This window comes from Pseudomonas sp. PSKL.D1, assembly GCF_028898945.1.
Taxonomy (GTDB): Bacteria; Pseudomonadota; Gammaproteobacteria; order Pseudomonadales; family Pseudomonadaceae; genus Aquipseudomonas.
On sequence record NZ_CP118607.1, the window covers coordinates 1,809,053 to 1,822,803 of the forward strand.

Here is a 13,751-nt window from a genome sequence, read left to right on the forward strand (position 1 = left end):
TAAACCGCGCTGCCCCTCTGCGCGAGTGCTGGCCAAGTGCGCTACAATCGCCCCCTTGTAACCAGCCCAATGATTTTGAAGGAAAACCATGACGTTCAAGGCGCCGGACAGCCTCTCCGAGCAGATTGCCGACTATCTGGCAGAGCGCATCATCCGCGGCGAACTTGCGCCGGGCGAGCGCATTCAGGAGCAGAAGGTCACCCAGGCGCTGAATGTAAGCCGCGGCTCGGTGCGCGAGGCGCTGCTGATTCTCGAACGTCGCCACCTGATCGCGATCCTGCCGCGACGTGGCGCCCATGTCACCGAACTGGACGAGCACAGCGTACGCAGCCTGTGCGCCCTGATGGGGGAGTTCTACATCCTGCTGGGCAACGCGGTTGCGCAAAAATGGCGCCTCGAAATCGACCTGCGCCCGTTTCTGGACATCCAGCAGCGCCTGCGCCATGCCAGTGATGGCCAGGACATCAAGGCGTTCGTCGGCGAAAGCTTTGCCGTGATGCGTGCTGCCTACCCGTTCGCCGACAACCCGTACCTGCAGGAAACCGTGGAAAACCTGCAGCCGGCCATGAGCCGCGCCTATTACCTGGCCCTGGACCAGCGCCAGGCCAACATGAGCGACTACCTCGAACTGTTCGCCCGCCTGCTCGACGCTGTGGTCGCCCGCGACCTGCCGCGCATCCGCGAGGTGCTCACCGCCTACTGCCAGCGCAGCTGCGAACTGGTACTGGCGGCGCTGGCCAGGGCCTGACCGATGCGCCTGAAGTGCATTCGCCTGGCCGGGTTCAAGTCGTTCGTCGACCCGACCACGGTCAACTTCCCCAGCAACATGGCGGCCGTGGTCGGCCCCAACGGTTGCGGCAAGTCCAACATCATCGACGCGGTGCGTTGGGTGATGGGCGAAAGCTCGGCAAAAAACTTGCGCGGCGAGTCGATGACCGACGTCATCTTCAATGGCTCCAGCAGCCGCAAGCCGGTGAGCCAGGCCAGTATCGAGCTGGTGTTCGACAACAGCGAAACCACCCTGGTCGGCGAATACGCGGCCTACGCGGAAATTTCCATCCGCCGCAAGGTCACCCGCGACGCGCAAAACACCTATTACCTCAACGGTACCAAATGCAGGCGCCGTGACATTACCGACATCTTCCTTGGCACCGGCCTTGGGCCGCGCAGCTATTCGATCATCGAGCAGGGCATGATCTCCAAGCTGATCGAGGCCAAGCCCGAAGAGCTGCGCAACTTCATCGAAGAGGCGGCCGGCATCTCCAAGTACAAGGAGCGCCGCCGCGAAACCGAAAACCGCATCCGCCGCACCCAGGAGAACCTGGCACGCCTGACCGACCTGCGCGAAGAGCTTGAGCGCCAGTTGGAGCGCCTGCACCGCCAGGCCCAGGCAGCAGAGAAGTACCGCGAGTACAAGGCTGAGGAGCGCCAGCTCAAGGCCCGCCTGTCGGCCTTGCGCTGGCGGGAGCTGGACGAGCGCGTGCGCCAGCGCGAGGCGGTGATTGGCGATCAGGATGTTGCCCATGAAGCGTTGGTGGCCGAACAGCGCAATGCCGATGCCAGTATCGAGCGCCTGCGCGATGGCCACCACGAACTGTCGGAACGGTTCAACCTGGTTCAGGGCCGGTTCTATTCCGTGGCGGGCGATATCGCCCGGGTGGAGCAGAGCATCCAGCACGGTCAGCAACGGCTGCGCCAGTTACAGGATGACCTGAAGGAAGCCGAGCGCACCCGGCTGGAAACCGAATCGCACTTGGGGCACGACCGCACCCTGTTGGCCACGCTGGGCGAAGAGCTGGCCATGCTTGAGCCCGAGCAGGAAATGACCCTGGCTGCGGCTGAAGAAGCCGCGGCCACCCTTGAAGAAGCCGAACTGGGCATGCACGGCTGGCAGGAGCAGTGGGACAGCTTCAACACCCGATCAGCTGAGCCGCGGCGCCAGGCCGAAGTGCAGCAGGCGCGGTTGCAGCAGCTTGAAACCAGCCTTGAGCGGCTGGCTGAACGCCAGCGCAAGCTGGGTGAGGAAAGTGAGCAGCTGGTGGCCGACCCACAGGATGCCGCGATGCTGGAGCTGGCCGAGCAGTTGGCCGCCAGCGAAATGCAACTGGAAGGCTTGCAGCTTGACGAAGAGCAGGTGGTCGAGCAGCTGGAGAGCGTTCGCGACCAGTTGCAGCAGGCTACCCAGTCACAGCAGCAATTGCAGGGCGATTTGCAGCGTTTGGGTGGCCGGTTGGCATCGCTGGAGGCACTTCAGCAGGCAGCCCTCGAGCCCGGTGCCGGGGCTGCGGACTGGTTGCGTGGGCAGGGCCTGGAACAGCGCCCGCGCCTGGCCGAAGGGCTGCGTGTTGAGCCGGGCTGGGAGCTGGCGGTAGAAACCGTGCTCGGTGCTGATCTGCAAGCCGTGCTGGTCGATGATTTTGCCAGTCTTCAGTTCGCCGCGCTGGAGCAGGGCGAACTGCGCTTGTTGCTGGGTGGGCCTGAGGGCACGCGCCACGTGGGAAGCCTGCTGGACAAGGTGGAATGCGCAACCGACCTGGCGCCTTGGCTTGGCCAGGTCACGCCGGTAGAAGACCTGGCCCAGGCGCTGGCCCAGCGCGCATCGCTCGCGGATGGGCAAAGCCTGGTCAGCCGTGACGGCTATTGGGTAGGGCGGCACTTTCTGCGTGTCAGCCGTGGCGGCGAGGCTCAGGGTGGGGTGCTGGCCCGTGGCCAGGAAATCGAACGGCTGGGGCTTGAGCAGTTTGAGCAGCAGGCTGCACTGGAACAAGTGGAGCAGCAACTGCAGGGCCAGCGTGAGCAGCAGCTAGGCCTTGAAGAGCAGCGCGAACAACTGCGCCGCCGCACGCAAGAAGAAAACCGCCAGCACGGCGAGCTGAAAGCCAGCTTGTCGGCCGGCCGTGCCCGTGCCGAGCAGGTCGAACTGCGCCGTCGCCGCCTGCAGGAAGAGTTGGCCGAGCTTCAGGAGCAACGCGCCCTGGAGCACGAACAGTTGGGTGAGGCGCGCCTGGTGCTGCAGGAAGCCCTGGACCTGATGGCCCAGGACACCGAGCAGCGTGAACAGCTGATGGCCCGCCGCGACACCCTGCGCGAAGGCCTCGACCGCATCCGCCAGGAGGCCCGCCAGCACAAGGACCACGCCCACCAGCTGGCCGTGCGCCTGGGTTCGCTGCGCGCCCAGCATGATTCGACGCACCAGGCCCTGGAACGTCTGGAGCAACAGGCTGCCCGCCTGAACGAGCGCCAGGAACAACTCAGCCTCAACCTGGAAGAAGGCGAAGCGCCACTGGAAGAGCTGCGCCTGAAGCTGGAAGAGCTGCTGGAACGGCGCATGAGCGTAGACGAAGAAATGCGCCAGGCCCGCCTGCACATGGACGAGGCCGACCGCGAACTGCGCGCCGCCGAAAAGCGCCGAACCCAGGCCGAACAGCAGGCTCAGATGCTGCGCGGGCAACTGGAGCAGCTGCGCCTGGAATGCCAGGGCCTGGATGTGCGCCGCAAAACCCTGCAGGAGCAATTGCTGGCAGACGGCTACGATTTGCAGGGCGTACTTGCCACGCTTGAGCCCGAGGCCAGCGAGCAGGGTACCGAGCAAGCGCTGGAGCAGATGGATGCACGCATTCAACGGCTGGGCGCCATCAACCTGGCAGCCATCGAAGAGTACGAGCAGCAGTCCGAGCGCAAGCGCTACCTGGACGCTCAGAACGCCGACCTGGTCGAGGCGCTGGAGACCCTGGAAAACGTCATCCGCAAGATCGACAAAGAAACCCGTAACCGCTTCAAGGATACCTTTGATCAGATAAATGCCGGATTACAGGCACTTTTCCCAAAAGTTTTCGGCGGTGGCAGCGCGTATCTGGAACTGACGGGCGAAGATCTACTCGATACAGGGGTAACGATCATGGCGCGACCGCCGGGCAAGAAGAACAGCACCATCCATCTGCTGTCCGGCGGCGAAAAGGCACTGACCGCATTGGCGCTGGTGTTTGCCATTTTCAAGCTGAACCCCGCACCGTTCTGCATGCTCGACGAGGTCGACGCGCCGCTGGACGATGCCAACGTCGGGCGTTACGCCCGCCTGGTGAAGGAAATGAGCGAGACGGTGCAGTTCATCTACATCACCCATAACAAGATTGCCATGGAGATGGCGGATCAATTGATGGGGGTGACCATGCACGAGCGCGGTTGCTCCCGCCTGGTGGCGGTGGATGTGGAGGAGGCCATGGCGATGGTGGACGCTTGATGCGCGAACTTTGGGCGTAATGTGTAGGAAATGCCCACGCCATGTGCGACAGACGGTGTAAAGTTGTCTTTGGTCGTGCTAGCTTAATGTCACTCGTTTTTTGCGTGGGTAAAACGCCTGTCAGAACATAGAGTTGGCGCCACGTGTTAAAGGGCTTTGAAGCCTTTGTTTTCAAGCATATTTTTATAGAGGCACGGGATTACATGGAAATCGGTCTGCGCGAGTGGCTGATCGTCATCGGCATCATTGTCATCGCCGGTATTCTTTTCGACGGCTGGCGCCGCATGCGCGGCGGAAAAGGAAAGTTGAAGTTCCGTCTGGATCGCAGTTACGCCAACCTGCCGGACGAGGAGGGCAACGCTGAAGTGCTCGGCCCGTCGCGGGTGCTGGATAACCAGAAGGAACCGGAGCTGGACGAAAGCGACTTGCCTTCGGTCAGTGCCCCGGCGCGTGAGCGCGAGCGCGAACCCAAGCCGGCCAAGGCTGCCAAGCGTGGCAAGCGCGCCGCTGAAGCACAGCAGCAGGGCGACCTGAACCTGGCCGCCGAGCCGCGTGAGCCGGACTTGTTCGCCGACGCCGAAGACGACTTTGCCGCCGACAACAACCGCAACAGTGGCTTTGCCGCGAGCGGCAACGCCGCCAAAGAGCTGCCCCCGGTTGAAGAGGTGCTGGTGATCAGCGTCATCTCCCGTGACGAAGGTGGCTTCAAGGGCCCGGCACTGCTGCAGAACATCCTGGAAAGCGGCCTGCGTTTTGGCGAGATGGACATTTTCCACCGCCACGAAAGCATGGCTGGCCACGGCGAAGTACTGTTCTCCATGGCCAACGCGGTCAAGCCCGGTATTTTCGACCTGGACGACATCGACCACTTCAGCACCCGTGCGGTGAGCTTCTTCCTGGGCCTGCCTGGCCCGCGTCATCCGAAGCAGGCCTTCGACGTGATGGTGGCAGCCGCACGCAAGCTTGCCCATGAACTGGATGGCGAGCTTAAAGATGACCAGCGCAGCGTGCTGACGGCGCAGACCATCGAGCATTACCGCCAACGCATCGTTGAGTTCGAGCGCCGTGCGCTGACCCAGAAGCGCTGATGTGTCCGCGTGGGCGGCCGCGCTTCGGTGCTGCCCACCCTGTTTCAAGCGCAAGAGCAGCCAATGGCTGCTCTTTTGCTTTGCAAGAGAACCTGAACAATGACCGCCGAAACCCGAATCCACGCCCTTCGCACCGAGCTCGACCAGCACAACTACCGCTACTACGTGCTCGACGAGCCCAGCGTGCCCGACGCCGAATACGACCGCCTGTTCAATGAACTCAAAGCGCTGGAGGCCGAAAACCCGCACCTCGTCACCCCTGACTCGCCCACCCAGCGTGTGGGCGGTGCAGCCCTGGCCGCCTTCAGCCAGGTGCGCCACGAAGTGCCCATGTTGAGCCTCGGCAACGCCTTCGAAGAAACCGACTTGCGTGAATTCGGCCGCCGTGTGGTAGAAGGCCTCGACCAACCGGGCGCGGTCGACTTCAGTTGCGAACCCAAGCTCGACGGCCTGGCGGTTAGCCTGCTGTACCGTGATGGCCAGTTGGTGCAGGGTGCCACCCGCGGCGATGGCACCACCGGCGAAGACATCAGCGCCAACGTGCGCACCGTGCGCAACATCCCGCTGAAGCTTCAGGGCGAGGGCTGGCCCGAGGTGCTCGAGGTACGCGGTGAGGTGTACATGAGCAAGGCCGGTTTCGACCGCCTCAACGCCGCGCAAGCCGAGGCTGGCGGCAAAACCTTCGCCAACCCGCGCAACGCCGCTGCCGGCAGCCTCCGCCAACTGGATTCGAAGATTACCGCCAGCCGGCCGTTGGAATTCTGCTGCTATGGCGTAGGGCAAGTTTCCGCCAGCATCGGCGAGAGCCACATCGGCATTCTTGAACAGCTCAAGCAATGGGGGCTGCCGATCAGCCGCGAATTGCGCCACGCCGCTGGCATCGAAGAGTGCCTCGCCTATTACCGCGACATTGGCGAGCGCCGCAACAGCCTGCCGTATGAAATCGACGGCGTGGTGTTCAAGGTCAACAGCCTGGCCGCCCAGCGTGAGCTTGGCTTCCGCGCCCGTGAGCCGCGTTGGGCCATTGCCCACAAGTTTCCGGCCATGGAAGAGCTCACCGAAGTGCTGGACGTCGAGTTCCAGGTGGGCCGTACCGGCGCGGTTACCCCGGTGGCGCGCCTGAAGCCCGTCAAGGTGGCCGGCGTGACTGTCTCCAATGCCACCCTGCACAACATGGACGAAATCGCCCGCCTGGGCCTGCGTATTGGCGACACGGTGATCATCCGCCGCGCCGGTGACGTGATTCCGCAGGTAATGCAGGTGGTGTTGGAGCGCCGCCCCGACGATGCGCGCCCGGTGCAAGTGCCCAGCGAGTGCCCGGTGTGCGGCTCGCAGGTCGAGCGTACCCAGTTGGTCAAGCGCAGCAAGGGCAAGGAAACCACCAGCGAGGGTGCGGTGTACCGCTGTGTCGGCCGCCTGGCCTGTGGCGCCCAGCTCAAGCAGGCCATCATCCACTACGTGTCCCGCCGGGCCATGGACATCGACGGCCTGGGTGAGAAAAGCGTGGAGCAGTTGGTGGACGAGGGCCTGATCGGTTCGCCGGCAGACCTCTACAAGCTGCAGTTCGACCAGATTGTCGGGCTGGAAGGCTTTGCCGAAGTGTCCAGCAAGAAGTTGCTGGACGCCATCGAAGCCAGCAAGCGCCCGAGCCTGGCGCGCTTCATCTATGCACTGGGTATCCCGGACGTAGGTGAAGAAACCGCCAAGGTCCTGGCCCGGTCGTTGGGTAGCCTTGAGCGCGTGCAGCAAGCGTTGCCGCAAGTGCTGACCTACTTGCCCGACATCGGGCTGGAAGTGGCCTACGAGATCCACAACTTCTTTGAAGACGAGCACAACCGCAAGGTGATCGAGCAACTGCTGGCGTGCGGCATGCAGTTGCAGGATGAAGGCGAGTTGGCTGCCGAGTTTGCCGCCAGCACCACCCTGGCCGGGATGATTGCCAAGCTCGACATCGCCTCGGTCGGCCCGACGGGTGCGGAAAAACTGGTGGCCAAGCTCGACAGCCTGGACAAGATCATTGCGGCAGACGGCATCGACCTGCGCCAGGCGCTGGCAGCGAAGCAGGCTGAAGCTGTGCGCGAGTTCTTCAAGGACGAGGCCAACCAGCAGCTCGCCCGGGCCATCGAGGCCCAGTTGCTGGCGTTCGGCATGCACTGGAGTAGCGAGAAGAAGGTTGCCGAAGGCTTGCCGCTGGCGGGGCAGACCTGGGTGCTGACCGGCACCCTGGAGCGCATGAGCCGCGACGTTGCCAAAGAGAAGCTGGAAAGCCTGGGCGCCAAGGTGGCCGGCTCTGTCTCCGGCAAAACCCATTGCGTGGTGGCCGGCCCGGGTGCCGGCTCCAAGCTGGCCAAGGCCAGCGAGCTGGGCGTGAAGGTGCTGGACGAAGACGCCTTCGTGGCCTTCATGGCCGGCCACGGCATCGCCCTTTGAACCGCTCTCACGAACCTGTGGGGGCAACTGTCTTGTGCTGATTGTGCCGGCCTATTCGCGGATAAATCCGCTCCTACAGGTCCAGTGCTTACCTCAAGGGGCGCGCAATCCCTGTAGGAGCGGCTTTAGCCGCGAAGCAGACGACGCGGTGGATGGCACCGGCTTTGCCGGTGTTCGCGGATAAATCCGCTCCTACAGGTTCAGTGCTTACCTCAAGGTGCGCGCAATCCCTGTGGGAGCGGCCTTGTGTCGCGAAAAGGCTGCGCAGCAGCCTCAGGGTTTCAGCGCCAACACTAAAATCACCGGGGCCGCTCTGCGGCCCTTTCCGACCGGTCCGGCGTCCCGGCGAGGCCGCGACAGACCAACAAGTCATTGAGAAATGATGACTTTTTCTAGCCCAAGAGGTTGTAACTTCGCCCCAGACCGGTACAATGGCGCGGCTCGTCACTTGGCGAGCCGCGTAGTGGTGGCCCCATCGGTCCCCCCGCATTGATTACCCGTTAACCTGGTCAGGCCCGGAAGGGAGCAGCCATAGCGGGAACATCGAGTGCCGGGGTGTGGCTGGTGGGGCCGCCTCCATTTCCGGGGTCGAAAAATCGGGCCTCCGCGTTATTCCCTTCTCCTACACCTCATCCCGCATCCCCCTGCATCCTTGGCGCAGCGCAACCCCTAAATTGCCGCCATCCTTGAGATGGAGATCAGGCATGAAACTGGGTAAGACGGATTTGGCCATTGGTTTGCTGGTAACCATTGTCTGGGGCTGCAATTTCTCGGTCATTGAGCTTGGCCTGGAAACCCTGGACCCGCACATGCTCACGCTGTTGCGCTTCGTCTTCTGCGCGCTGCCCCTGGTGTTTTTCGTCAAGCGCCCGCAGGGGGTGAGCTGGAGCGTGCTGGCGGCATATGGCGTGCTGTTCGGCGTAGGGCTTGGCTGGGGCCTCAACTTTGCAATTCATCATGGATTGTCGCCGGGCATGTCGTCGGTGCTGCTTCAGTTCAGCGCGTTTTTCACCATCCTGCTGAGCAGCGCATTTCTGGGTGAGAAAATCAGCGCGTTTCACACAGGCGGGATGCTGTTTGCGGTGATTGGCTTGTTGTTGATTTTGCTGGGTGGCGGGCAGGCTTCCACGGTTATCGGTATCGCGCTGGTGATGCTCGCGGCGCTGGGCTGGGCCTGCTGCAATGTGTTGGTGAAGGTAAGCAAGCCGGCGGACATGATGGCATTCGTGATCTGGTCCAGCGTGTTCTCGGTGCCGGCGATCCTACTGCTGATGGTGGCTGAAAAAGGCTTGATGCCATTTGCTGGTCTCGCTGATGGTTTGACCGGCAAGGCGGTGTTCTCGGTGTTGTTCCAGAGCTATGTCACGACCATTCTGGGGTACTGGTGCTGGAACTGCCTGATGAAGAAATACGCTGCCGTGCAAATTGCGCCGCTTTCGTTGATGGTGCCGGTTTCGGGGTTGATCGCTTCGGCTGTGATGTTTGGGGAGCGGTTGAGTGGGCAACAGGCGTTGGCCATTGGCTTCATATTGCTGGGGATCGTTGTGTTTCTGAATGCTGGGAGCTTGCAGGCGCTTCTCGGCAGGCGCAGGTTGCCGCGTGGGGGCGCTCGATCTCACTGGTGACAAAGATCTCAAGGCGGCCCCCCAGAATAAACCGCAGCCCCATACCGCTGGGTAATCCGCTCGATCTCCCCAGCCTCCTTCATCCGCACCAGCGCCCGCAACACTCCCTGCGTCGGTATCGCCGGGTCATTGCGCACCATGCACCCCAGCGCCTGCTCTTCCAGCACCGCCAGCGCCTGAAGGTGCTGCCCGGCAGGCAGGCCTTGGTTGAAATACTGCAGGGACAGCTCATTGCTGACCGCGTGCCGGTAACGGCCGATTTGCAGTTTCTGCAGGGCCAGCTGCTGGCTGCGGCTGTCTTCCCGGGTCAATTGCCCATGTGCGAACAGCGGGTCCAGCGTGGGGTAGGTGTACCCCAGCACAGTGCCGATGGCTTGTGGCGGCAACTGCTCGGGCCGTACCGTGGTGCTTTCACCCGGGCGCCCGACCAACACATCGCGTTGATGGAACAGCGGAATGCTCCATACAAAATCCCCCGGCCGGTCATTGAACCACAGGGTGCTCACATAACAGCGCACGTCGATGTCGCCGTCATTCATTGCCTGCTGCAACCGCAGGCGGGCCAGCACGTGATACTCGGGCCGGGCGCCGGTTTCGCGGGCGATGGCCTGCATCAGGTCAAACAGCAAACCCTCAACCGGCTGGCCGTTTTCGACCCGCACCAGTGGCATGCTCCAGCTCTCGGCCACGGAAAACCGCAGCACCGGCTGCTCCGCCAGGCTGAAGGTGCTCCAGAGCAACAGCAGGGCCAGCAGTCTTCGCAAGGCACATCCTCCATGAACAGCACGCCCGTTGCTTAGCTTAGACGAGCTGCGCAGGGTGCAATTTTGCCCCCGCTCCGCTAGCATTAGCGATCTTCCGCTCGATCAGGCTGCGATGGTTTTTCGATGAGTTATCAGGTTCTTGCACGTAAATGGCGTCCGCGCTCGTTCCGCGAAATGGTCGGCCAGGCCCATGTGCTCAAAGCCTTGATCAATGCCCTGGACAACCAGCGCCTGCACCACGCCTACCTGTTCACCGGTACGCGCGGCGTGGGCAAGACTACCATTGCGCGGATCATCGCCAAATGCCTCAACTGCGAGACGGGCATCACCTCGACGCCGTGCGGCACCTGTTCGGTGTGCCGGGAGATCGATGAGGGCCGCTTCGTCGACCTGATCGAAATCGACGCCGCCAGCCGCACCAAGGTCGAAGACACCCGCGAACTGCTCGACAACGTGCAGTACGCCCCCAGCCGCGGGCGCTTCAAGGTCTACCTGATCGACGAAGTGCACATGTTGTCCACCCACTCGTTCAACGCCTTGCTCAAGACGCTTGAAGAGCCGCCGCCCTACGTCAAGTTCATCCTCGCCACCACCGACCCGCAAAAACTGCCGGCCACCATCCTGTCGCGTTGCCTGCAGTTCTCGCTGAAGAACATGAGCCCGGAGCGGGTGGTCGAGCACCTGAGCCACGTGCTCACCGCCGAAAACGTGCCGTTCGAGCCGGATGCCCTGTGGCTGCTCGGCCGTGCGGCGGACGGTTCGATGCGCGACGCCATGAGCCTGACTGACCAGGCCATTGCTTTTGGTGAGGGCAAGGTACTGGCCGCCGACGTGCGTGCCATGCTCGGCAGCCTCGATCACGGCCAGGTTTACGGTGTGTTGCAGGCGTTGCTGGAGGGCGATGCGCGGGCACTGCTTGAGGCAGTGCGTAACCTCGCCGAACAAGGGCCGGACTGGAGTGGCGTGCTGGCCGAAATGCTTAACGTGCTGCACCGTGTAGCCATTGCCCAGGCTCTGCCCGAAGCGGTGGACAATGGTCAGGGGGATCGCGAGCGGGTGCTGGCACTGGCGTCGGCGTTGCCTGCCGAAGATGTGCAGTTTTATTACCAGATGGGCCTGATCGGCCGCCGCGACCTGCCACTGGCGCCGGACCCGCGAGGTGGCTTTGAAATGGTCCTGTTGCGCATGCTCGCGTTCCGGCCTGCCGACGCTGACGATGCGCCCAAACCAGTGCTAAAGCCAGTGGGGATCAGCCAGGCCACAGCTGATCCGGCCAAACCGGTGGCAGCGCCAGCCGTTGTGCTGCCGCCCGTGGCACCGCCCGTCGAAGCGCCAGCACCTGCCGTTGCCGAGCCCGAGCCGGAGCCCGTTGCCGCTCCAGAGCCAGTTGCCGCCAAACCAGAACCGGTTGCGGTGGAGGAGGTCATCGACCTGCCGTGGGAAGAGCCTGCCGCGCCGGCACCCGCACCCGCTCCCGCGCCGGTTGTGGCCGCGCCTGCGCCGGTCGCTGCCCCGGCCCAGCCTGTTCACGACGAACCGCCCTTCGACCCGTCCGCCTACGCCCCGGCAGGCATGGAGCGTGACGACGAACCGCCGATCGACGACGACTATTATGCTGGCGACAGCGACCCGGTCGGCTTCAGCTACCTGGATGAGCTTGCCGAGCACATCCAGGAAGAAGCACCTGCCGCCACCCCCGAGCCGCTCCCGGCCAGCAAGCCCGCCACCGGCCTGGCTTTGCAATGGCTGGAATTATTCCCGCAGTTGCCAGTGTCGGGGATGACAGGCAACATCGCCGCAAACTGTACGCTGATAAGCGCAGACGGTGACGATTGGCTGCTGCACCTGGACCCGGGCCAGGGCGCGCTGTTCAACAGCACCCAGCAACGCCGCCTGAACGAGGCGCTGAACCAGCATCTGGGGCGCACGCTTAACCTGCGCATCGAGCTGATCCGCCCCGAGCAGGAAACCCCGGCCCAGGCCGCAGCGCGCAAGCGTGCCGAGCGCCAGCAGGATGCCGTGGCTTCGATCGAGCAGGACCCGTTGATCCAGCAGATGATCAAACTGTTCGGTGCCACGGTGCGGCAGGATACTATTGAGCCTGTAGAGGCCCTGGCCAACCAGGGGCAATAACGGATAACCATGCGGCCGGCCGCGCGCCGGGCCGCATCACATGACCCAATCGAGGTATACCCCATGATGAAAGGTGGCATGGCCGGCCTGATGAAGCAGGCCCAGCAGATGCAGGAAAAGATGCAAAAGATGCAGGAAGAGCTGGCCAACGCCGAAGTCACCGGCCAGTCCGGTGGCGGCCTGGTGAGCGTGGTGATGACCGGTCGCCACGACGTCAAGCGCGTCAGCATCGACCAAAGCCTGATGTCGACCGACGCGGACGACAAGGAAGTACTGGAAGACCTGATCGCGGCTGCCCTTAACGATGCAGTGCGCAAGGTCGAGCAGAGCAGTCAGGAGAAAATGGGCGGCATGACCGCCGGCATGCAACTGCCGCCGGGCTTCAAGATGCCTTTCTAAGGTATTTTTGCCTGTAGATTGGCGCCGCAAAGCGGCGCTTTATTACCCCTGGGACAACTCTACCGACCGGCGATACGCAGCTCCCGTTGCTTCACCCACCAACTCCCGCAACTTACCCTGCTGTTCAAACACCTCAATCGCCGCCGCTGTAGTGCCATTCGGCGAAGTAACCGCCACTCGCAATTCGGTGAAATCGGCATGCGGTTGATGTTGTAAAGACGCCGCCCCAAATGCTGTTTGCGCCGCCAGGTTTTTTGCCAGTTCTGCATTCAACCCAAGTTTGACTCCCGCCTGCGCCAACGCTTCGCTGAACAAATGGTAATACGCCGGCCCACTGCCGCTAATGGCTGTAACGGCATCCAGCATGGCTTCTTCTTCAACCCAATATGCCGCACCTACGGCCTCGAACAATTGGCTGATGGCTGCCTTGCGCGCCGCATCCAGTTGCCCGTGCGCATACAGCCCGGTGCAACCGGCGCCTACCAGTACCGGAGTATTGGGCATGGCACGCACTACCGGGCAGCGTCGCCCCACAGCCTCACTCAACGTGTGTTCGGTAATGCCCGCCGCCACCGATATTACGGTGGCCTGGTTGCACTGACGGTCGCTGAGCCCGGCCAGGGCGCTGCTGGCATACGCCGGTTTCACGGCCAGCACGATCAGCTGGAAGGCCTGCTCACGTGGCACATCGGCCAGTTGGCTGAATACACCTGCACGCGGATCGGCTGGCAGCCCTGGGTCTACCACGGTCAGGTTGTTCACCAGCGCGCTCTTGAGCCACGCATCACCCAGCGCACCACCCATACGCCCGTAACCGATAAACAGCACGTCCATCAAACGCCCTCCAAATGTGTTTGTTGTTTTGTCGTTTTTTAGAGTAAGGCGATTTCTGTAAAAGGTGCAACCCGGTGCAACTTGTAACGTCACCTATGAAAAAGATACCCATTGGTAATTCTGTGACTTTCCAGTCATGCGTGCACTGTTTTGGTGATGCAAGGTGTTTTCGCTACACAGGTGAATCAAAACAGAGCATTTCCACGCTTGTGACAAAATAATCAAGGGTTAATCGTTT

General features: G+C 62.6%; 9 protein-coding genes and 1 other RNA gene. 8 read left to right on the forward strand and 2 right to left on the reverse strand.

Annotation, left to right across the window (positions count from 1 at the left end):
* The first annotated feature begins 88 nt into the window (after positions 1 to 88).
* From PVV54_RS08020 to PVV54_RS08045, 6 genes are all read left to right on the forward strand, one after another.
* Positions 89 to 748, forward strand: a complete 660-nt coding sequence (locus PVV54_RS08020) for a GntR family transcriptional regulator (RefSeq protein ID WP_274909414.1) — start codon at positions 89 to 91, stop codon at positions 746 to 748.
* A gap of 3 nt (positions 749 to 751) precedes the next feature.
* Positions 752 to 4,240, forward strand: coding sequence for a chromosome segregation protein SMC (smc, locus tag PVV54_RS08025; RefSeq protein ID WP_274909415.1), 3,489 nt, complete (start codon positions 752 to 754; stop codon positions 4,238 to 4,240).
* Positions 4,241 to 4,443: 203 nt separating this feature from the next.
* Positions 4,444 to 5,328, forward strand: a complete 885-nt coding sequence (gene zipA / locus PVV54_RS08030) for a cell division protein ZipA (protein ID WP_274909416.1) — start codon at positions 4,444 to 4,446, stop codon at positions 5,326 to 5,328.
* 99 nt (positions 5,329 to 5,427) lie between these two features.
* Positions 5,428 to 7,758 carry an NAD-dependent DNA ligase LigA gene (gene ligA, locus PVV54_RS08035; protein ID WP_274909417.1) on the forward strand — a complete coding sequence of 777 codons (2,331 nt, stop codon included), beginning with the start codon at positions 5,428 to 5,430 and terminating at the stop codon, positions 7,756 to 7,758.
* Between the two features lie 473 nt (positions 7,759 to 8,231).
* Positions 8,232 to 8,328: signal recognition particle sRNA small type (gene ffs, locus PVV54_RS08040), an RNA gene on the forward strand.
* Positions 8,316 to 9,383: an EamA family transporter gene (locus PVV54_RS08045; RefSeq protein ID WP_274909418.1), complete on the forward strand. Its 1,068-nt coding sequence runs from the start codon at positions 8,316 to 8,318 to the stop codon at positions 9,381 to 9,383. Before ffs ends, PVV54_RS08045 begins: the two co-directional genes overlap by 13 nt.
* A gap of 8 nt (positions 9,384 to 9,391) precedes the next feature.
* On the opposite strand, the gene PVV54_RS08050 is transcribed toward PVV54_RS08045, so the two are convergent.
* Positions 9,392 to 10,147: a substrate-binding periplasmic protein gene (locus PVV54_RS08050; RefSeq protein WP_274909419.1), complete on the reverse strand. Its 756-nt coding sequence runs from the start codon at positions 10,145 to 10,147 to the stop codon at positions 9,392 to 9,394.
* Between the two features lie 123 nt (positions 10,148 to 10,270).
* Here PVV54_RS08050 and dnaX point away from each other — a divergent pair, with 123 nt between their 5' ends.
* Positions 10,271 to 12,280: a DNA polymerase III subunit gamma/tau gene (gene dnaX, locus PVV54_RS08055; RefSeq protein ID WP_274909420.1), complete on the forward strand. Its 2,010-nt coding sequence runs from the start codon at positions 10,271 to 10,273 to the stop codon at positions 12,278 to 12,280.
* Between the two features lie 63 nt (positions 12,281 to 12,343).
* On the forward strand, positions 12,344 to 12,679 hold the full coding sequence (locus PVV54_RS08060; RefSeq protein WP_274909421.1) for a YbaB/EbfC family nucleoid-associated protein: 336 nt from the start codon (positions 12,344 to 12,346) through the stop codon (positions 12,677 to 12,679).
* Between the two features lie 42 nt (positions 12,680 to 12,721).
* On the opposite strand, the gene proC is transcribed toward PVV54_RS08060, so the two are convergent.
* A complete protein-coding gene (gene proC, locus PVV54_RS08065; RefSeq protein WP_274909422.1) occupies positions 12,722 to 13,513 on the reverse strand; it encodes a pyrroline-5-carboxylate reductase in 792 nt (263 codons plus the stop codon).
* Between the last annotated feature and the right edge of the window lie 238 nt (positions 13,514 to 13,751).